This is a genomic window from Streptomyces sp. NPDC025638 (assembly GCF_055558775.1).
Window position 1 is genome coordinate 39,073 of record NZ_JBVHLX010000028.1, and the last position, 18,731, is coordinate 57,803.

Consider the following 18,731-nt stretch of genomic DNA (forward strand, 5'->3'; position numbering starts at 1 on the left):
AGGACGCCCGGAGCGCGGCCCAGGCGGACTCCGGGGCCAAGGCGAGTGAGACCGCGGCCGGTTCGGAGACCGAGGACGAGACGCACGCCGACTCCGACGGCGAGCACGGCCACGAAGCGGCACGGTCCGGCTCCGAGGCGAACGACGAGGACGAGTCCCCGGCCGACGCCAAGGCCGACTCCACGCCCGAGGACGCCCGGAGCGCGGCACAGGCCGGCACCAAGTACGCCGACGCCCCGGAGGCGGGCGGCGGTGACGAGGACGAGCCTGCCGCTGACGCCGAGCCGGCTTCCACGTCGAAGGCGGGTGCCGACGCGAAGGGCTCCGCCCCGAAGTCGACGCCCGACCCCAGGACTCCCCGCGACCCGCGAGCCGCCGACGGCGAGGACGCCCCACAGGGGCCACCCGCACCCAAGGACGAAAGCCGCACGGGTGGTGCGGGTGGGAACAGCACGGCCGAAGGCGAAGCCGAGGCCGACGCCAAGCCCACCGACGCCCCCAAGCCCCCCGTCGACCACCCCACCGCCGTCTTCAAGGCGCCCAGGCCCAAGCCCCAGGTCGACCAGCCGACCACCATGCTCAAGCTGGGCGGCACGCCGAAGCCGAAGCCCTCCGAGCCGGCGGAAGCCGAACGCACCAGCAAGTTCGTCGCGCTCAAGCCCCTCGACGACCCGGCAGCCCGCAAGCCGAAGCCGCCGACCCAGGCGCCCGCACCGGCCCCGGCCGACGTCACCACCGCCATCCCCCAGGTCGGCCCCGAGCGCACCACCCAGCAGCCGCTCCCGCCCAAGCCCCCGCTCGACCTGCTCGCCGAGCTGACGAACACGCCCCCGCCGCCGGAGACCCCGGTCAGGACGATCGTGCGGCGGGTCAAGATCTGGACCCCGCTGGTCGTCCTGTTGGTGATCATCTTTGCGGTCGTACAGGCCATGCGCCCCCTGCCCACCCCCACCCTCGCGCTGACCGCCGAGGAGTCGTACCAGTTCGAAGGCGGCAAGGTCACCCTCCCCTGGCCCTCCGAGGGCCAGGGCTGGATGGACGTCGACGGCATCGGCACGATGGACAGCTTCGGCAAGCAGACCCCCGTCGCCATCGGCTCGGTGGCCAAGACGATGACCGCGTACATCGTGCTGAAGGACCACCCGCTCAAGGCGGGCGAGGAGGGTCCGACCATCACCGTCGACGCCACCGCCGAGAAGGAGGGCGGCTACGACAAGACCGGCGAGTCCACGCTCAACAGCATCAAGGCCGGCGACAAGCTCACGCTGAAGCAGGCCCTGTCGGCTGTCATGATCCCGTCCGCGAACAACATCGCCCGTCTGCTGGCCCGTTGGGACGCGGGCGGCTCCGAGGCGGCGTTCGTCAAGAAGATGAACGCCACCGCCAAGGAGCTCGGGATGACGGCGACGACGTACACCGACCCCTCCGGGCTGAAGGAGAGCACCGTCTCCACGGCCGGGGACCAGGTGAAGCTCGGCAACGCGGTCGTGAAGGTCCCGGCTCTCGTCGCGATCACCAGCGCGGCCAGCTGGAAGGACCCTTCCGGACACAACTGGCCGAACTACAACCAGCTCCCCTACCTCGTGGGCGCGATCGGCATCAAGACCGGCAGCACCACCGCGGCCGGCGGCAACCTGCTCTTCGCCGCCCGCAAGAAGGTCGGCGGCGAGACGGTCACCGTCGTCGGCGCGATCCTCGGCCAGCACAAGCCGTCGATCCTCGACACGGTCAACGCGGTCAGCAAGACGGCGCTGCTCGCGGCCGAGGACGCGCTCACCTCGGCGAAGACCGTGAAGAAGGGCGATGTGGTCGGGTATGTGGACGACGGCCTCGACGGGCACACCCCGGTGGTCGTCACCGAGGACGTCACCGCCGTCGGCTGGGCCGGTCTGAAGGTGAAGCTGTCCTTCGCGTCCGACACCGTCCCGCACACCGCGAAGGCCGGGACCAAGGTCGGCACGCTCACCGTCGGTGACGGCAAGAGCGGCGCGGTGCAGGTCCCGGTGGCCCTGCAGAAGGACCTGACCGAGCCCGGCTTCAGCAGCAAGCTGACCCGTCTCGGCTGACGCATACGGCACGTTCCGTCACCGCACCCCGTCGCGGAGCCCCCACCCGGGAGCCCCGCGGCGGGGTGCGTGCTAGCGTCACGAATCGGGGCAGGTCGCCGGTCAGCGGGACCAGGCCGCGAACTGGACGAGAAGCGGCCGGGAACACCAAGGGACACGGCCGAGAACAGAAGACGGGACACGGGGAGTGCCTTCAGGTGGCCACAGCGGAGCCGACACGCGCCGACGACGCCGATCCGGGCCCGGGATCCGGCCCGCGAATACGCCTGCCCGAAGCTGACACGGACGGTCACGGCACCGGGCCGCACGGCCCCGGCGACAGCCGCGACGACCGCCGTGAGGACGGCCCGGGCGCCGGCCGCACCGGCAGACGGGCCCGGCTGCTCGCCGCCGCCGAGCCCCTGCGACAGCGTCTGCTGCTCCATCCCGTGCTGTCCATGACCGCGCTGTCCGGTGTGCTGCACGTCATCTGGTTCTTCACGTTCGCCAACAGTGGCGGCGACCTCGCGGCGCAGGACGCGTGGGCCGAGTTCGTCGGGCGGCACCCCGATTCGGCGTACAACCTGGCCTGGTACGGCGGGATGCACCCGGTGTCGTACAGCGTGGTGTCGCCCTACCTGATGTCGGTCCTCGGTGTCCGTACGACGATGATGATCGCCGGGACGGTCTCGGCGGGCCTGCTGACGTTGATCCTCATCCGCAGCCGGGTCGTGAAGAACCCGCTGTGGGCCGCGCTGGCCGGGGTCTTCGCGCTGATCTGCAACGCGGTCTCGGGCCGGGTGACCTTCGGCCTCGGCACGGTGTTCGCGCTCGGCGCGGTCGCGGCCGTGTTCTGCTGGCCGTACCGCTGGCGGCACAAACGGTGGGCGAAGGCGCTGGTCGCCGCGCCGCTCGCCGCGCTCGCCACCATGGGCTCCCCCGTCGCGGGCCTGTTCGTGGGCCTGGTCGCGGCGGCGCTCTTCCTGCAGAAGCGGCGGCCGGGCGCCTGGGCGCTGGGGCTCGCGCCGACGGCGGTCGTCGCCGTCTCGGCCTGGCTGTTCCCCTTCTCCGGCACCCAGCCGATGACGATCTTCTCGGTGATCCTGCCGCTGTCGTACGGGCTGCTGTGCCTCTTCCTCGTCCCCAAGGAGTGGCGGACCGTCCGGCTGACCGCCGCGGTCTTCAGCATCGGGGTGGTACTGGTCTGGCTGGTCAGCTCGCAGATCGGATCGAACATCTCGCGGTTGCCGATGCTGTTCGCGGGCGTGACGCTGATCGCGGCGCTACCGTTCGCGGTACCGCGCTCGCGCAAGTGGTACACGATCGTGCTGGCGTTCCTCGGGACCGTCGGCTGGATCGGCTTCAAGTCGGTCGACGACATCATCCATACGACCCCGGCGGCGTCCTGGGCGCGCGAGCTGGCCCCGCTCGTGAACGAGCTGCAGGAGGTCGGCGCCGAGAAGGGCCGCGTCGAGGTGGTCCCGGCCCGCTCGCACCGCGAGGCCTCCGCGCTCGCGCCGTACGTCAACCTGGCCCGCGGCTGGAACCGCCAGGCCGACATGGAGCGCAATCCGCTCTTCTACGACGACACGCTCAACTCGGCGAACTACCACGAATGGCTCCAGCGCTGGGCCGTCCACTTCGTCGTGCTGCCCAAGGACGATCCGGACGGGGACGGCGGCGAGCGCGAGCGGGCCCTGGTCCAGCGCGGTATGCCGTATCTGAAGCAGATCTGGGGCGACGCCAACTGGCAGCTGTTCAAGGTGACCGACCCGGCGTCGCTCGCCGAGCCCGACGCGGTGGTCGACCGCGCCGAGCAGGGCGAGCTGACGATCGAGGTCCGCCATGCCGGCCGCATCCTCATCCGCATCCCGTACTCGCCGTGGCTGAGCATCGTCGACGCCCAGGGCAAGAGCCTCAAGCCGCCGCAGGAGACACGGGCTTCCAAGCACCGCGCGGACGGCATGCCGAAGACGTACGACAACGTCAACGGGTGTCTGATGGAGACGCAGCAGGACGCGCAGGGGGACAAGTGGACGATGTTGCTGGCGCCCAAGGCCGGTACGTACCGCTTGGCCGCGCCCTACCAGCTGCCCCGGGGCACTCCGTGCCCCGACGAGCTGAAGTGACCGTCCCGGGCCCCGGATCAGCCGCGTAGCTCCGCCACGTACTGGTCCGTGCCCGGAATCGTCGGGATGAAGGGCGCCACCAGCTCGACCCGCCCCAGTCCCGACTCCGCCACCTGCTCGTCCAGGCCGGTGAAGTGCCCCTGCCAGCACTCCCGGGGATCCGTCTCCAGGAACCACAGCAGGGTGAGCCGGGTGTCGACGCCCTCGACCTGCTTCACATAGGTCATGCGGTCGCCGGGGAGCGGGGTCGGGCGGAAGACGGTCACCATGGCCGTAGGGGAGGCCGCCACCCGCTTCGGGAGGTGCCGGGAGCGGAGCCACTCCAGGAGTTCGGCGCGCCGGTCCGGGGACTCGGCGTCGACGACCTCGACCACCAGGCCCGCGTAGGGATGGTCGAGGGCGTGGAAGTCCCTCGGTCCCGCCGCGCCGTCGCGGTAGACGGTCGTCTCGTGGTCCTGGAAGGCCGTGAAGACGTGGGTGCGGTCCTGGTAGACGCGGGCGTCGCGGTTGAGGCGCTTGTTGATGGCGACGGTCCACTTCATGTGGTCGTCGTAGCGGCCGTCGGTGATCCAGTACGTCGAGATGTAGCAGCCGGCGGTCACGGGCTGGGCTATCGCGGACTTCTCCGGGTAGCGCAGGAGCTGGAGGTCCCGCGTCGCCACCCAGCGGCGGCCCGCGTACATCCAGGGCATGGCCATCGCGCCGGCGTAGTAGTGGTCGTCCTCGTACCAGCGGTTGTAGGCGTACTCGTGGCCGGGGTGCGGCTCGACCATGGTGATCAGGGCGTGGCCGGGGCGGACGCCGTACGGGCCGACGGCGGCCAGTTCGGCGTACCGCTCGCTGCGGGTCTCCTCGCTCATGCCGTTCCCCTTCCGCTTCCGCTCTCTCTTCCGTCCTCCGGCGCTCGCCCATACTCTGACGGACCGTCAGATGAAGCGCCAGGGTCGGGAGGCCGCCATGTCACTGCTCGCGGGCAAGACCGTCGTCGTCTCGGGGGTCGGTGCGGGTCTCGGTCACCAGGTCGCGGCGGCGGTCGTACGGGACGGGGGGAACGCGGTGCTCGGGGCGCGCACCGAGGCCAACCTCGCGAAGAGTGCTGCCGAGATCGATCCGGACGGGGCGCACACGGCGTACCGGGCGACGGACATCACCGACGAGGGGCAGTGCGAGGCGCTGGCGGGGCTGGCGCGGGAGCGGTTCGGGGCGATCGACGCCGTGGTGCATGTGGCGGCCTGGGACTCCTACTTCGGCGGTGTCGAGGACGCGGACTTCGCGACCTGGCAGTCGGTGATCGACGTCAATCTGCTGGGGTCGCTGCGCATGACCCGGGCCTGTCTGCCGGCACTCAAGGAGCACGGCGGTTCGGTCGTCTTCATCGGGACCCAGTCGGCGGTCGCCGCGCCCTCGCAGGTGAAGCAGGCCGCGTACGCCGCCTCGAAGGGCGCCCTGACCAGCGCGATGTACTCCCTGGCCCGCGAACTCGGCCCCCACCGGATCCGCGTCAACACGGTCCTGCCCGGCTGGATGTGGGGCCCACCGGTACAGGCCTACGTCCAGTTCACCGCCCACACGGAGTCCGTACCGGAGGCCACGGTCCTGAAACGCCTGACAGCCCGAATGGCCCTCCCGGAACTGGCGACGGACGGCGATGTGGCAGACGCGGCGGTGTTCCTCGCCTCCGACCGGGCGCGGGCCATCACCGGGCAGTCCCTGCTGGTCAACGCCGGGGAGCTGATGCGTTGAGGTGATGCTCCCAGCTCGGCGAGCTGTTCATATAGGTGAACCAAGGTCAGCAAGCAGAACATTTTTGCTTGCTCTTGACCTTCCGCTTGCTTGTCGTGCTCGCGTAACCGCACCCACGATGAGCGGGCACTTCGCGGCCTTCCCCGTCCCCGCTCCGCCTATGCGAAGTGCCAGCCAGCTGGGCGGAGTTCACAAGGCGGACCCTGGAAGGGGGGCATATGAACGGTCTCGACTGGACCGTGCTCATCGCCTACTTCGGCGTGATGGTCGCGATCGGCATCTGGTCGCACAAGCGCGTGGACGACGTCAGCGACTTCTTCACGGCCGGCGGCAAGATGCCCTGGTGGCTGTCCGGCATCTCGCACCACATGTCCGGCTACAGCGCGGTGATGTTCACCGGATACGCGGGCATCGCCTACACCTACGGCGTCACCTCCTTCGTCACCTGGTCCTTCCCGATCGCGCTCGGCATCGCCGTCGGCTCGAAGATGTTCGCGCCGCGCATCAACCGGCTGCGGTCCAGGCTCCATGTCGCCTCTCCGCTGGAGTATCTGAAGAACCGTTACAACCTGCCTACCCAGCAGGCCCTGGCCTGGTCCGGCATGCTGCTGAAGATCGTGGACGTGGGCGCGAAGTGGGCGGCGATCGCAACGCTGCTGTCGGTCTTCACCGGCGTCTCGCTGAACCAGGGCATCCTCATCACCGGCGCCATCACGGCCGTGTACTGCACGATCGGCGGCCTGTGGGCGGACGCGCTGACCGAACTCGGCCAGTTCGTCATCCAGTTGCTCGCCGGTCTGTCGATGTTCGTCGCGGTCGTGATCAAGCTCGACGACAAGAACATCGGCTTCCTCGGCGCCTGGGACGAGCCCGCGCTGCACGGCCACGGCAAGCCGCTGGTCGGCCCGTACGGCACCGTCTTCCTGCTCGCGTTCCTCTTCATCAAGCTCTTCGAGTACAACGGCGGCATGCTCAACCAGGCCCAGCGCTACATGGCGACGGCCGGCCCGCGGGAGGCCACCCGGTCCGCACGTCTGTCGGCGGCCCTCTGGCTGATCTGGCCCGTGGTCCTCTTCTTCCCCATGTGGATGTCGCCGCTGCTGGTGCACGCCAACAAGCCTGACGGCTCCGACTCCTACGCCCTGATGACCGAACAGCTCCTGCCGCACGGCCTGTTGGGCCTGGTCATCGTCGGTTTCTTCTCCCACACCATGGCCATGTGCTCCTCCGACGCCAACGCGATCGCCGCGGTGTTCACCCGGGACGTGGCGCCCGTGCTCTCGGCCCGGGCCCGGGCCTGGAACGAGCGGTCGGGGCTGATCGCGGCGCGGGTGACCACGGTCGTCTTCCTCGGCCTGTCCATGTCGGTGGCGACGCAGGTCAACTCCCCCGCGTTCAAGGACATCATCACCGTCGTCATCAAGTGGGTCGCCGGTCTGATGGGCCCGATCGCGATCCCGATGATGCTGGGCCTGCTCCGCCCGTTCCGCCGCTCCGGCCCGACGGCCGCGCTCACCAGCTGGGCCGCGGGTCTGCTGGCCTTCTGGCTGGTCAACTACCCGATCAACTGGAACGTCGACGGCGGAGTCCCGCTCCAGTACCAGGTGTCCGTACCGCTGGCCGTCTCCCTGGTCCTGTACATCCTGATCGGCTATCTGAAGCCGGAGGACACCCCGGAGCGGCTCGCGATCATCGAGCGGATCAACACGGACGGAGACGGGGCGGCGGCCCCGGTGCCGGCCACGGCGGAGACCGAGCCCGCGTAGCCACGGGCGGCCAGGGCGAAGGCCACGGCGACGGCTAGGCGCCTCTCGGGTACCTGGCCAGCCACCCCGGAGCCGCCCCCGCCGGACCGTGCAGCGCCGGGCCCTGGGTCATCTCCATCGCAAAGTCGTCGGCCAGTTCCAGGATCGTGGGGCGGCCCTCCAGTTCGGCCAGCCAGGCCGGCGGGAGGGCCGTTTCGCCGTGCAGGGCGCCGAGCAGACCGCCGGTCAGCGCGCCCGTGGCGCCGGAGGGGCCGGCCTGGTTGACGGCCAGGCACAGGCCGTGCCGTACGTCCTCCCCCACCAGCGCGCAGTACACGGCGGCGGCCAGCAGACCGTCCGCGGCCCCGTCGCCCGCCAGCTCCTCCACCCGCGCCGGGCCGGGCATCCCCTGCCGCACCATGCCCAGCGCGTGCTGGAGGGCGTCGGAGACGGGCTGGTGGCCGGGGCGGACGGCGAGCAGGGCGAGCGCGCGCTGCACGGCGCCGTCCAGGCTGTCGCCGCGGGCCAGCGCGTGCACGATCACGGCGTACGCGCCCGCCGACAGATACGCGGTGGGGTGACCGTGGCTCTGGGTCGCGCACTCCACCGCCAGCTGCAGCACCAGCTGCGGCTCCCAGCCGACCAGCAGCCCGAAGGGTGCCGAGCGGACGACGGCCTCCGGGCCCAGCTCGCCCGGGCTCTTGGGCGCCTCCAGCGTGCCCATGTTCTCGTCCCCGAAGCCGATCAGCAGCGCACGCGACGGATCGCGGCGGGCATACAGCCACTCCTCGCGGGCCAGCCAGCCGTCGTCCTTGCGGCGCTCGTCCGGGCCCCAGTCCCGCTGGGTGGCCGCCCAGCGCAGATACGCCCGGTGCAGATCGGTCGGCGGATGCCAGGCGCCGGTGTCACGGCGGACCTGGGCGCGTATCAGCCCGTCCACCGTGAACAGGGTCAGCTGGGTGTGATGGGTCACGGCGCCGCGTCTGCCGTAGGCGAGGGCGAGGTCGACGAGGCCCTCGACGCCGTACGACGTCTGGATCTCCTCCGTGGTGAGCCCGTCGACGGGCGCGCCGAGGGCATCCCCGACGGCGGCACCGAGGAGGGTGCCGCGCACCCTGCTGCGGAAGTCCTGCTGCTCGGCGCGGCCCCAGACGGCGCCGGATGTCGCATCCACCGAGACCTCCTCACCGCAGTGTCCGTACGTACGACAGCTCAGCACTGTAATCGACCGGGGACGATCGGTTCACGGGGGCAAATCATCCTGGCCCGGTCATTCCCGTACAGCGCTGAGCGCTTCGGGTGACCGGGGAGCCGGTCAGCGGGTGAGGCGGTCGTGCAGGGTGCGGGCCGGGGCGTAGTCGGGGCTGAGCTCCAGCGCGCGGGCCACGTCGGCCGACGCCCTCTCCGGGTCTCCGAGGTCGAGGTGCACCTCCGCCCGCCGGCACAGGGCCCACGGGTAGGAGGGGTTGAGCTCCAGGGCCCGGTCCAGATCGGCGAGGGCCTCGCGGTGGCGGCCGAGGTTGGACAGCGACACCCCCCGGCTCGCGTATGCCGACGCATACTCGGGGTCGATGGTGAGCGCGCGTGTGTAGTCGGCGAGGGCTTCCTCGTCGCGACCGGCCACACGCAGCGCGTCACCCCGTTCGCAGTGGCCCCAGCCCCAGTCGGGCCAGAGGGCGATCGCCCGGTCGAGGTCGGCCAGCTGCCGGTCGTGGTCGCCGAGGCCGCGCCAGACCCGGGCCCGGCGGCCGAGCGCCCAGGCATAGTCCGGCTTGAGTTCCAGCGCGCGGTCGAGGTCCGCCAGCGCCGCGTCGAGATCGCCGGCGCGCTCATGGGCGGCGCCGCGCGAGGCCCGGGCGAACTCGCTGGCGGGGTCACGGAGGATGCCTTCGGTCAGGTCCCGGAGCGCCTCGTCGTGGTGACGCAGGAGGCGGTGGTACTCGCCGCGCAGGATGACGTTGTACGGATTGTCCGGCTCCAGCGCGACCACCCGGTCGAGACCGGCGACAGCGGCCTCGTAGTCCCCCAGTCCGCCCCGGGTCGCGGCCTTCGCGCGATGCGCCCGCACCAGGTCCGGGTCGAGGGCGAGGGCACGGTCGTACTCCTCCAGCGCCCGCTCGTGGTCGCCGTCCCGCGCGAAGGCGTCACCCCGCAGCGCCAGCGCCTCCGCCCGCCACGGCTCGTCGCCCCCCGCGCGATCCAGCAGCAGCCGGAGCGCCTCGGCCGGACCGCTCCCCGCGAGCGTCTCCGCCAGCCCGTTCCCCCAGGTCCGCACGGCCTCCACGGCCGCGTCCTCACCCGCCTCGACCAGGACCCGCGCCCAGCGCAGCGCCACCTCGTCGCCCTGCCCGCAGGCATGGACAACATCGGCCAGGATCGCGGGCAGTGCGGCCCGGGGCGCCGCGCACAAGGAGTGGTAGGACTCCGCGAGCCGCAGCTCCCGCCAGTCGGCGTCCGCCCACCGGCGCAGGAGGTCCAGCCCGGCCTCGGCCTCGTCCCGCCAGCGCCCGAACACCTCCGCGAGCCGTCCGTGCCGCTCGGCCCACCCCCGCGGCGACCGCGTCCGCTGCAACCGCAGCATCGGCACCCGTACGACATCGTGGTACCGCACCCGCTCCCCGCGCCCGTCGACGAACGGCAGCCCTCTCAACCACCCGTACAGCGAGTCGAGTTCGGCCTCCTCGCAGTCCACCACCGCCCGGAACACGTCCGCGTCCAGCCGCCGGGGCAGCGCGCAGGCCAGGGCGACACCGCGCCGTACCGGATCGCGCTCCCACTTCAGGAACCGCTCCACGGCGTCCGCGCTCGGATCGCCCACGTCGTCCGGATCGGCGGGCCGGGCCTGGGCGAGCGTGGAGACGAGCACCGGCAGTCCGCCCGTCAGCCGCAGCACCTCGGCGACCACCGGCTCGTCCCGCACCCCCCGGTCCGCCAGCAGCCCCCGCGCCTCGGCCTCCGTGAACGCCCCGAGCGGCACATCGGTCATGAAGTCCGCGAAGCCGCCCCAGCGGGCGGTGTCGAAGGGACGCTGGCCGGAGGTCACCACGACGACGTTGGCGGGCAGGACCCCGTACCGGTCGGTGGTCATCACCTCGTGCAGCCAGCCGTCGAGGAACGGCCCGGTGCGCTCGTAGGTGTCGAAGAACAGGACCAGCCACGGGACCGCCGACGCGACGGCGGCCAACTCGCCCAGCAGCACCGGCGTCAGCACCCGCTCCGGGGACAGCACCAGCTGTACGTCCTCCTGATTGCGAAAGCGCGCGCTGAGGCCGGCCCGCAGCCGGTCCGCGCCCTGGGCGATCCGGTCCGCGTCCAGCGCCGGCGCGAAGGCACCGGCCACCGGGACGAGGCCGAGGCCCACCAGGCCCGCCCGGGCCAGCGCCAGGCTGCCCGCCGAGGGCCCGTCCGGTTCCGGTACGGCGACGGCGGCCGCCTCCGCCTCGTGCCGGCGTTCGCGGTGCGTGGTCAGCATCCGGTCCAGATCTTTCAGCCTGTGGCCCTGCGCGGTGAGTTGGCGGCCGATCACGGCCATCGTCTCCGGGACGCTCGCGGCGCCCTCGTCGACATACACGGTCGGCGCGCCGAGTTCCCGCGCGATCTGCTCCAACTCCCGGACCAGAAAGGTCTTTCCGACGCCCGCGTTTCCGTGCACATGGAAGAGGAAGCGGTGTCGCTCGTCCTCGGGCGGGATGCCGAAGTTCGCCCGGAACGCGGCCCGTTCGGAGCCACGCCCCACGAAACCGGCACGCCTGCGCCGTGCGATCAGCTCCTGCATCGACGGCCGCGCCTGCGCCATCCGTCCGTCCCCTCCTCCGGAGCCGACACCCCGTCATTCTGGCTCAATCCGAGCGGCACGTGGCGGGCCGGGCAGGGAAAGATCACCTCCATGGCCACTCCCACCTCACGCACCCTTCCCCTCACCGCGGCCCTGCTCACCGCCACCGTCGCCCTCTACATCTCCCTCGTCGCCCTGGGGAACATCACGGACTTCGGGACCAACCAGCAATTCGTGCGGCATGTTCTCGCCATGGACACCACGTTCAAGGACGACGACCTGATGTGGCGGGCGATCACCAGCAAGGGGCTTCAGGATGCCGCCTACATCGCCGTCATCGTGTGGGAGACGGTCTCGGCGCTCGTGCTGATCGCCGGGACGTGGTTCTGGGCGAGACGCCGGCACGACCGCGCCCGGCAGCTCTCCACCTACGGGCTGCTGATGCTCATGCTGCTCTTCGGCGCCGGGTTCATCGCGATCGGCGGTGAGTGGTTCGCCATGTGGCAGTCGAAGACCTGGAACGGGCTGGACGCGGCGACCCGCGTCCTCGTGCTCACCGGGATCACCCTGATCGTCGTACAGCTGCCGGAGAAGTCGGCTACTTGACGACCGTCACCTTGGTGTTCGGTTCCGTGCCGAAGGTCCACAGTGCCGTGCCGTCCGCCTTGGGCATGCGGATGCCGCTGGTCTGCTTGCCCTCGGCGGGCGCCGGGGAGGAGCCGTCGACCGCGTTGGAGAAGGCGATCGACAGGCCGGATTTCGCCGCGAAGTACAGAATGTGCTCGATCTGCGCACCGTCGGAGCCGGTGGTGGCCGCGAGGGTCTTGGAGATCGTGTACGTGCCGGGGTCGGGGCTCACCGTTCCCGGCCACACCGTGAAGGAGCGGCCGGCCTTGTCGCTCGCGTCGACCAGCCACACCCGCTTCTGCCCGAGCGAGTAGACGACCCGGCGGCCCGTGCCCGAGGCGGCCGGTATCTCGGGGACGGCGGACGTCTTCGGCTTCGACTTGGGCTTCGACGAGCCGGACCCGTGCGCGCCGCCCGACGCCGAGACGCTCGGCCGGACGGACGCGGCCGTCGGGTGCGGGCCCCTGTCCGCCTGTACGGCGAGGACGACGACGGCGGCGGTCGCCCCCGCCGTAAGGCCGGTGACCCAGGCCCACGAGGGCAGTCGGGCAGGCACGGGCACGCATCTCCTCAGCTCCGGGTCCCCCATCGCACGGGGGTCGGATCATCGTACTGCGAGCGCCCCCGAGCACTGCCGCCGTCCGGCCCCGGCAGACCTCAGTCCAGCACCGGCAGCAGCTCCGGCAGATGGCCGTCCGACGCCGCCGCCGTCCGCTGCCGCTCCTCCGGCACCTCCCCGTACAGCGTCGTCCGCGGGCGTGCCGGGCGCCCGGCCGCCTCCGCCACCGCGATCAGGTCCTTGACCGACTTGTACGAGCCGTACGACGAGCCCGCCATCCGGGAGATCGTCTCCTCCATGAGCGTGCCGCCCAGGTCGTTGGCGCCGGAGCGGAGCATCTCCGCCGCGCCCTCCGAGCCCAGCTTCACCCAGCTTGTCTGGATGTTGGGGATCCACGGGTGCAGCAGCAGCCTGGCCATCGCCGTCACCGCCCGGTTGTCCCGCGTCGTCGGCCCGGGGCGCGCGATGCCCGCCAGATAGACGGGCGCGTTGGTGTGGATGAAGGGCAGGGTCACGAACTCCGTGAAACCGCCCGTCCGCCGCTGGATACCGGCCAGGGTGCGCAGATGGCCGAGCCAGTGCCGGGGCTGGTCGACATGGCCGTACATCATCGTCGAGCTCGACCGGATGCCCAGCTCGTGTGCGGTCGTGACGACCTCGATCCAGGTGGCCGCGGGCAGCTTGCCCTTGGTCAGCACCCAGCGGACCTCGTCGTCGAGGATCTCCGCCGCCGTGCCCGGGATGCTGTCGAGGCCCGCCTCCTTGGCCGCCGTGAGCCACTCGCGGACGGACATGCCCGTGCGGGTCGCGCCGTTGACCACCTCCATCGGCGAGAAGGCGTGCACATGCATGCCGGGGACCCGGGCCTTGACCGCCTTGGCGATGTCGAAGTACGCCGTCCCGGGCAGGTCCGGATGGATCCCGCCCTGCATGCACACCTCGACCGCGCCCACGTCCCACGCCTGCTGGGCGCGGTCGGCGACCTGCTCCAGGGACAGGGTGAAGGCGTCGGCGTCCGTGCGGCGCTGGGCGAAGGCACAGAAGCGGCAGCCGGTGTAGCAGACATTGGTGAAGTTGATGTTCCGGGTGACGATGTACGTCACGTCCTCGCCGACCGCCGCCCTGCGCACGTCGTCCGCGATCCCGGTCAGCGCGTCCAGCGCCGGGCCGTCCGCGTGGAAGAGGGCCAGCGCCTCGGCGTCGGTCAGCCGTGTCGGGTCGTCGGCCGCGGTCGTCAGGGCCGCGCGGACGTCGGCGTCGATCCGCTCCGGCGCCATCCCCGGGGCGGCCGCCTCGCGCAGGGCGCCCCAGTCGCCGTACACCTCGTCGAAGTCGTCGCGCCGGTCGGAGGTACGGCCGTCGGTGTCGATGGTGCGGTGCAGATCGGTGCGCCCGGTGGCGACGAAGGCCTCCTCCGGCTCCTGCCAGGGGTGCCCCTCGACGACCGCGTCCGGCCGCGCCAGGCCCGTGTCCGGGTCCGCCAGCGCCCGCACGTGCGGCAGCAGCCGCGGGTCCAGCCAGGGCTCGCCGCGTGTGACGAACTCCGGGTACACGCACAGGCGTTCACGCAGCTCGAAGCCGGCCGCCCGGGACCGCTCGGTCAGCTCCTCGATCTGCGGCCAGGGGCGCTCGGGGTTGACGTGGTCGATGGTGAGCGGGGAGACCCCGCCCCAGTCGTCGATGCCGGCGCCGATGAGCCGCTCGTACTCGCTGTCCACGAGGTTGGGCGGGGCCTGGAGGCAGGCGGCCGGGCCCATGATGTGCCGGGCCACCGCCGCCGTGGCCACCAGTTCGTCCAGTTCGGCGTCCGGCATCCCGCGCATCGCCGTGTCCGGCTTGGCGCGGAAGTTCTGGATGATCAGCTCCTGGATGCCGTGGTAGGAGCGGGAGATGCGGCGCAGCGCGAACAGGGAGTCGGCGCGCTCCTCGTACGTCTCGCCGATGCCGATGAGCAGCCCGGAGGTGAAGGGCACGGAGGAGCGGCCGGCGTCCTCCAGGACGCGCAGGCGTACGGCGGGCTCCTTGTCCGGGGAGCCGTGGTGCGGGCCGCCGGGCTCCGACCACAGACGGGTCGCCGTCGTCTCCAGCATCATGCCCATCGACGGGGCGACCGGCTTGAGCCGCTGGAAGTCCGTCCAGCTCAAGACGCCCGGATTGAGGTGGGGCAGCAGACCCGTCTCCTCCAGGATGCGGATGGAGACGGCCCGGACGTACGCGACGGTGTCGTCGTAGCCGTGCGCGTCGAGCCACTCCCTGGCCTCCGGCCAGCGGTCCTCGGGCTTGTCGCCGAGGGTGATCAGGGCTTCCTTGCAGCCGAGGGCCGCGCCCTTGCGGGCGATGTCGAGGACCTCGTCCGGGGACATGAACATCCCGTGCCCGGCGCGGCGGAGCTTGCCGGGGACGGTGACGAAGGTGCAGTAGTGGCACTTGTCCCGGCACAGCCGGGTGAGGGGGATGAAGACGCTCTTCGAGTACGTGATGACACCGGGCCTGCCCGCCGCCTCGAGGCCCGCGTCCCGTACCCGGGCGGCGGACGCGGCAAGGTCCTCGAGGGCCTCGCCGCGTGCCTGGAGCAGCACCGCCGCCTCGGAGACGTCGAGGGCGACGCCGTCCCGGGCACGTCTGAGGGCGCGACGCATGGAGTTCTCGGTCGGGCCGGTTCCGGAGGTCGCGGAAGTCGTCATTGTTTGAGCATACGTTCGGGTTGATCAGGGCAAAGAGGTGCTGTCCGATTCGTCCCCGGACGCTCGTCGTTACACGGTGTCACTGGCTCCCGGCAGGTATCGGGCGTAGCCGTCGAGCACCCGCAGCACCTCCGACTCCCCGGCGGGCGGCAGCTGCACCACGGTTTCCCCGATGCCGAGTTCGGCATAGTGGGCGAGCTTTCCGGGGGTCGGCTGGACGGCGTACGGCACCACCTGGAGGGCGGCCGGATCGCGCCCGGCGTCCGCCCACACCGAGCGCAGCACGGGCAACGACTCGGCGAGCCCGCGCCCGCCGATCGGCATCCAGCCGTCGGCGTACTCGGCGATGTGCGCGAACAGCTTGGGCCCGGCGGCGCCGCCGACGAGCGTACGGGGCCCGACGACCGGCCTCCTGGGCTTCTGGGCCGGCTTGGGGTGGGCCCGGCTGGCCCGCACGCTCCCGAACTCCCCTTCGTAGGAGGTGGGTTCCTCGTCCCACAGGGCTCGCATGAGCCCCATCCGGTCGCGCACCAGCTCCCGCCGTGTACGCCACTCGACCCCGTGGTCGGCGGCCTCCTCGACGTTCCAGCCGAAGCCGAGGCCGAGCGTGAACCGCCCGTCGGACAGATGGTCCAGGGTCGCGATCTGCTTGGCGAGGGCGATCGGGTCGTGCTGGGCGACGAGCGTGATGCCGGTGCCGAGCCCCAGCCGCTCGGTCACCGCGGCGGCCTGCCCGAGCGCGACGAAGGGGTCGAGCGTGCGGCCGTACTCGCGCGGCAGCTCGCCCCCGGCCGGGTACGGAGTGGTCCGCTCGACGGGGATATGGGTGTGTTCGGGCAGATACAGCCCGGCGAAGCCGCGCTGTTCCAGCTCACGGGCGAGCCGGACGGGGGCGATGGTCTCGTCGGTCAGGAAGATCGTGACGGCGATTCGCATGTCCCAGGTGTACCCAGCCCCGGGCCACCTGTCGATACCGACCGGTAGGCATTGCCCTTGGCGGCATCGCGCCGATGACGGGACCAGCCGCCGCGTCTAGGTTGGGAAAGGTGAGGACGATACGCGGCACCCTGCCGCCCGGCTCCCCGGACTACGTCTACGTTCCTGTCGAAGTCCCCGCAGGCGTGAGCGAGTTGAAGGTCTCCTACACCTACGACAGGCCCCCCGTGCCGCCCGGCACCCCCGGGAACGCCCTCGACATCGGCCTCTTCGACGAACGCGGCACCGAGCCGGGCGGCGAGGGCTTCCGCGGCTGGTCCGGCGGCGCCCGCACCGAGTTCTTCGTCCGCGCGGACAAGGCGACTCCGGGCTATCTCCCCGGCCCGCTGCGGGAGGGCACCTGGCACATCGTCCTCGGCCCGTACACGGTGGCGCCCCAGGGCCTGACCTACGAGCTGACGGTCACTCTCAGGTACGGCGAGCCGGGGATCGTCGTACCGCCGGTGTACCCGCCCGCCCGCGCCAAGGGCCGGGGCCGGGCCTGGTACCGGGGCGACTGCCATCTGCACTCCTGGCACTCCGACGGCCGCCGCACCCCGGCCGAGATCGCGGCGCTGGCGCGGGCGGCCGGCCTGGACTTCATCAACACCTCGGAGCACAACACCAACGCGGCACACGCTCACTGGGCCGCCGAGGCGGGCGACGACCTGCTGATCCTGCTGGGCGAGGAGGTCACGACGAGAAACGGCCATGTGCTGGCCCTCGGCACCGACCCCGGCACCTTCGTCGACTGGCGCTACCGGGCGCGGGACCACCGCTTCGGCCGCTTCGCCCGGCACATCCACCGGGCCGGCGGCCTGGTCGTCCCCGCCCATCCGCACGCCACCTGCGTCGGCTGCGCCTGGAAGTTCGGCTTCGCGGAGGCGGACGCGGTCGAGGTGTGGAACGGCCCCTACACACCCGACGACGAGGTGGCACTGGCCACCTGGGACGCGCAGCTGGTGGCCTCGGTGCGGGAGTCGGGACGGGGCTGGCTCCCCGCGATGGGCAACAGCGACGCCCACCGCGACCCGGACGTCGTCGGCATGCCCCAGACGGTCGTCCTCGCCGACGACCTCACACGGGAGGCGATCCAGGAGGGCCTGCGCGCGGGCCGCTCGTACGTCGCCGAGTCGAGGAACGTGGCGCTGACGTTCACGGCGACGGGCGAGGACGGGCAACGGGCGGGCATCGGCGAACGGCTGGAGTCGGACCCCGACACCCCGGTCACCGTGCGCCTGGAGGCCTCTGGCACCCCGCGCTGTACCGTCCGCCTCGTCACCGACCAGGGCGTCCTGCTGACGAGCGACCCACTGCCGGTGACCGGCTCCGGGGTGGTCGAATGGCGTACGACACCGGCGTACGCGGCCTACGTCCGGGCGGAGCTGCGTCACGAGACCGCGCTGGGCCCGCTGCCGGGCTCGCTGGCGGCCTTCACGAACCCGGTCTTCCTCGGGCGTCGGCAGACCGCGGACCGATGACCCGGCGCCACCGCACCTCGCCGTCCCGCATCTCACCGGTGGGCGTGAGCCCGGCGGCGGTGGCGACGGCGGCGGATGCACGGTGCTCCGGGTGGATGTGGGCGATGACGCCCGCCACCCCCTTCTGTTCTGCGAGCCGGCCGACGAGTCCGCGGGCCGCCTCGGAGGCGATGCCCCGCCCCTGCCACGGCGTCCCGACGACCCAGGCGACCTCGGCGACGGCGCCCGTACCGCTGCTCCCCGCCGCTCCGACCGTCGCCTGGACGGTGCCCGTCAGCCGGTCCTCGTCCCGGAGCCGGATCACCCAGTTCAACCAGGTGACGGCGGGATCGGGGGAACCGGCGGTGAGGCGCCGGTAGCGCGAGCGCAGCTCCCGCGGGGTGTCGGGGGCGCCGCCGATGTAGCCGTGCAGGGCGGGATCGGAGAGCACGCCTGCCATTTCCTCCGCATGCTCGACGAGCAGCGGCAACAACTCCAGCCGCGCCGTGCGGATGATCCCGGCTCTCACGATGCTCATGGGCGTACCTTCGCATCAACCGATCCAGCCGCCCGCGAGAGGCTCCGAGCGCATGTCCCGCTACACCGATCTGAAGCACCAAGCCGTCACCCGGTTCCAGCGCCACCTCGGCAACCCGGTCCTGCGCCGGATCCCGCTCCAGACGGTCCTGGAGACCACGGGCCGCACGTCCGGCCTGCCCCGACAGACGCCGGTGGGCGGACGCCGTATCGGTGACTCCTTCTGGCTGGTCTCGGAGTTCGGCGAGAAGTCCCAGTACGTCCGTAACATCCAGGCCGACCCGGCGGTCCGCGTCCGTATCCGGGGCCGCTGGCACACCGGCACCGCCCACCTCCTCCCGGACGACGACGCCGTGGCCCGGCTGCGCACCCTGCCCCGCCTGAACAGCACGGCGGTGTGGGCGCTCGGGACCGATCTGCTGACGGTGCGGGTGGATCTGACGAGCTGACCC

The 18,731-nt window shown here is 71.8% G+C and carries 14 protein-coding genes; 7 read left to right on the top strand and 7 right to left on the bottom strand.

The genetic code is table 11. The annotated features are described in order from the left end of the window. Together ACZ4EG_RS42605 and ACZ4EG_RS42610 are read left to right on the top strand one after the other, a co-directional pair. Positions 1-2,066: D-alanyl-D-alanine carboxypeptidase (locus ACZ4EG_RS42605; RefSeq protein WP_467794454.1), on the top strand; the 2,066-nt coding region annotated here is incomplete at its 5' end. A gap of 197 nt (positions 2,067-2,263) precedes the next feature. Further along, positions 2,264-4,174 carry an MFS transporter gene (locus ACZ4EG_RS42610; protein ID WP_467794455.1) on the top strand — a complete coding sequence of 637 codons (1,911 nt, stop codon included), beginning with the start codon at positions 2,264-2,266 and terminating at the stop codon, positions 4,172-4,174. A 17-nt stretch (positions 4,175-4,191) separates the two neighbouring features. On the opposite strand, the gene ACZ4EG_RS42615 is transcribed toward ACZ4EG_RS42610, so the two are convergent. Further along, entirely contained in the window at positions 4,192-5,034 is an 843-nt protein-coding gene (locus tag ACZ4EG_RS42615; protein ID WP_453554876.1) for a hypothetical protein, read from the bottom strand. Positions 5,035-5,131: 97 nt separating this feature from the next. Here ACZ4EG_RS42615 and ACZ4EG_RS42620 point away from each other — a divergent pair, with 97 nt between their 5' ends. Both ACZ4EG_RS42620 and ACZ4EG_RS42625 read left to right on the top strand, forming a co-directional pair. Further along, the gene (locus ACZ4EG_RS42620) at positions 5,132-5,917 is read left to right on the top strand and encodes an SDR family oxidoreductase (protein WP_467794472.1); all 786 of its coding nucleotides are present in this window, start codon (positions 5,132-5,134) and stop codon (positions 5,915-5,917) included. A gap of 218 nt (positions 5,918-6,135) precedes the next feature. Then, a complete protein-coding gene (locus ACZ4EG_RS42625) occupies positions 6,136-7,683 on the top strand; it encodes a sodium:solute symporter family protein (RefSeq protein ID WP_453554874.1) in 1,548 nt (515 codons plus the stop codon). 34 nt (positions 7,684-7,717) lie between these two features. On the opposite strand, the gene ACZ4EG_RS42630 is transcribed toward ACZ4EG_RS42625, so the two are convergent. Both ACZ4EG_RS42630 and ACZ4EG_RS42635 read right to left on the bottom strand, forming a co-directional pair. After that, a complete protein-coding gene (locus ACZ4EG_RS42630; protein WP_467794456.1) occupies positions 7,718-8,836 on the bottom strand; it encodes an ADP-ribosylglycohydrolase family protein in 1,119 nt (372 codons plus the stop codon). 141 nt (positions 8,837-8,977) lie between these two features. Beyond that, positions 8,978-11,458: a tetratricopeptide repeat protein gene (locus tag ACZ4EG_RS42635; RefSeq protein WP_467794457.1), complete on the bottom strand. Its 2,481-nt coding sequence runs from the start codon at positions 11,456-11,458 to the stop codon at positions 8,978-8,980. Between the two features lie 90 nt (positions 11,459-11,548). Between ACZ4EG_RS42635 and ACZ4EG_RS42640 the strand changes: the two genes are divergently transcribed. After that, complete coding sequence (locus ACZ4EG_RS42640) at positions 11,549-12,043, top strand: DUF2165 domain-containing protein (RefSeq protein WP_467794458.1); 495 nt, start codon at positions 11,549-11,551, stop codon at positions 12,041-12,043. Here ACZ4EG_RS42640 and ACZ4EG_RS42645 read toward each other — a convergent pair. The 3 genes from ACZ4EG_RS42645 to ACZ4EG_RS42655 all read right to left on the bottom strand — a co-directional run bounded on the left by ACZ4EG_RS42645 (position 12,036) and on the right by ACZ4EG_RS42655 (position 16,243). Next, positions 12,036-12,620, bottom strand: a complete 585-nt coding sequence (locus ACZ4EG_RS42645; protein WP_467794459.1) for a hypothetical protein — start codon at positions 12,618-12,620, stop codon at positions 12,036-12,038. The genes ACZ4EG_RS42640 and ACZ4EG_RS42645 overlap by 8 nt on opposite strands. A gap of 101 nt (positions 12,621-12,721) precedes the next feature. Further along, positions 12,722-15,307 carry a bifunctional FO biosynthesis protein CofGH gene (locus ACZ4EG_RS42650; RefSeq protein WP_467794460.1) on the bottom strand — a complete coding sequence of 862 codons (2,586 nt, stop codon included), beginning with the start codon at positions 15,305-15,307 and terminating at the stop codon, positions 12,722-12,724. A 69-nt stretch (positions 15,308-15,376) separates the two neighbouring features. Further along, positions 15,377-16,243 carry an LLM class F420-dependent oxidoreductase gene (locus ACZ4EG_RS42655; protein ID WP_453554862.1) on the bottom strand — a complete coding sequence of 289 codons (867 nt, stop codon included), beginning with the start codon at positions 16,241-16,243 and terminating at the stop codon, positions 15,377-15,379. A 74-nt stretch (positions 16,244-16,317) separates the two neighbouring features. On the opposite strand from ACZ4EG_RS42655, the gene ACZ4EG_RS42660 reads away from it, so the two are divergent. After that, a complete protein-coding gene (locus ACZ4EG_RS42660) occupies positions 16,318-17,763 on the top strand; it encodes a CehA/McbA family metallohydrolase (protein ID WP_467794461.1) in 1,446 nt (481 codons plus the stop codon). On the opposite strand, the gene ACZ4EG_RS42665 is transcribed toward ACZ4EG_RS42660, so the two are convergent. After that, entirely contained in the window at positions 17,717-18,280 is a 564-nt protein-coding gene (locus ACZ4EG_RS42665; protein ID WP_467794462.1) for a GNAT family N-acetyltransferase, read from the bottom strand. The genes ACZ4EG_RS42660 and ACZ4EG_RS42665 overlap by 47 nt on opposite strands. Positions 18,281-18,332: 52 nt before the next feature. On the opposite strand from ACZ4EG_RS42665, the gene ACZ4EG_RS42670 reads away from it, so the two are divergent. After that, complete coding sequence (locus ACZ4EG_RS42670) at positions 18,333-18,728, top strand: nitroreductase/quinone reductase family protein (RefSeq protein WP_467794463.1); 396 nt, start codon at positions 18,333-18,335, stop codon at positions 18,726-18,728. Positions 18,729-18,731: the final 3 nt, after the last annotated feature.

Excerpts from the sequence above, each read along its gene's own strand:
- ACZ4EG_RS42620 (WP_467794472.1), top strand. The coding sequence starts at position 5,132 with ATGTCACTGCTCGCGGGCAAGACCGTCGTCGTCTCGGGGGTCGGTGCG.
- ACZ4EG_RS42650 (WP_467794460.1), bottom strand. The coding sequence starts at position 15,307 with ATGACGACTTCCGCGACCTCCGGAACCGGCCCGACCGAGAACTCCATG.
- ACZ4EG_RS42660 (WP_467794461.1), top strand. The coding sequence starts at position 16,318 with ATGACGGGACCAGCCGCCGCGTCTAGGTTGGGAAAGGTGAGGACGATA.
- ACZ4EG_RS42655 (WP_453554862.1), bottom strand. The coding sequence starts at position 16,243 with ATGCGAATCGCCGTCACGATCTTCCTGACCGACGAGACCATCGCCCCC.
- ACZ4EG_RS42665 (WP_467794462.1), bottom strand. The coding sequence starts at position 18,280 with ATGAGCATCGTGAGAGCCGGGATCATCCGCACGGCGCGGCTGGAGTTG.
- ACZ4EG_RS42640 (WP_467794458.1), top strand. The coding sequence starts at position 11,549 with ATGGCCACTCCCACCTCACGCACCCTTCCCCTCACCGCGGCCCTGCTC.
- ACZ4EG_RS42670 (WP_467794463.1), top strand. The coding sequence starts at position 18,333 with ATGTCCCGCTACACCGATCTGAAGCACCAAGCCGTCACCCGGTTCCAG.
- ACZ4EG_RS42615 (WP_453554876.1), bottom strand. The coding sequence starts at position 5,034 with ATGAGCGAGGAGACCCGCAGCGAGCGGTACGCCGAACTGGCCGCCGTC.
- ACZ4EG_RS42635 (WP_467794457.1), bottom strand. The coding sequence starts at position 11,458 with ATGGCGCAGGCGCGGCCGTCGATGCAGGAGCTGATCGCACGGCGCAGG.
- ACZ4EG_RS42625 (WP_453554874.1), top strand. The coding sequence starts at position 6,136 with ATGAACGGTCTCGACTGGACCGTGCTCATCGCCTACTTCGGCGTGATG.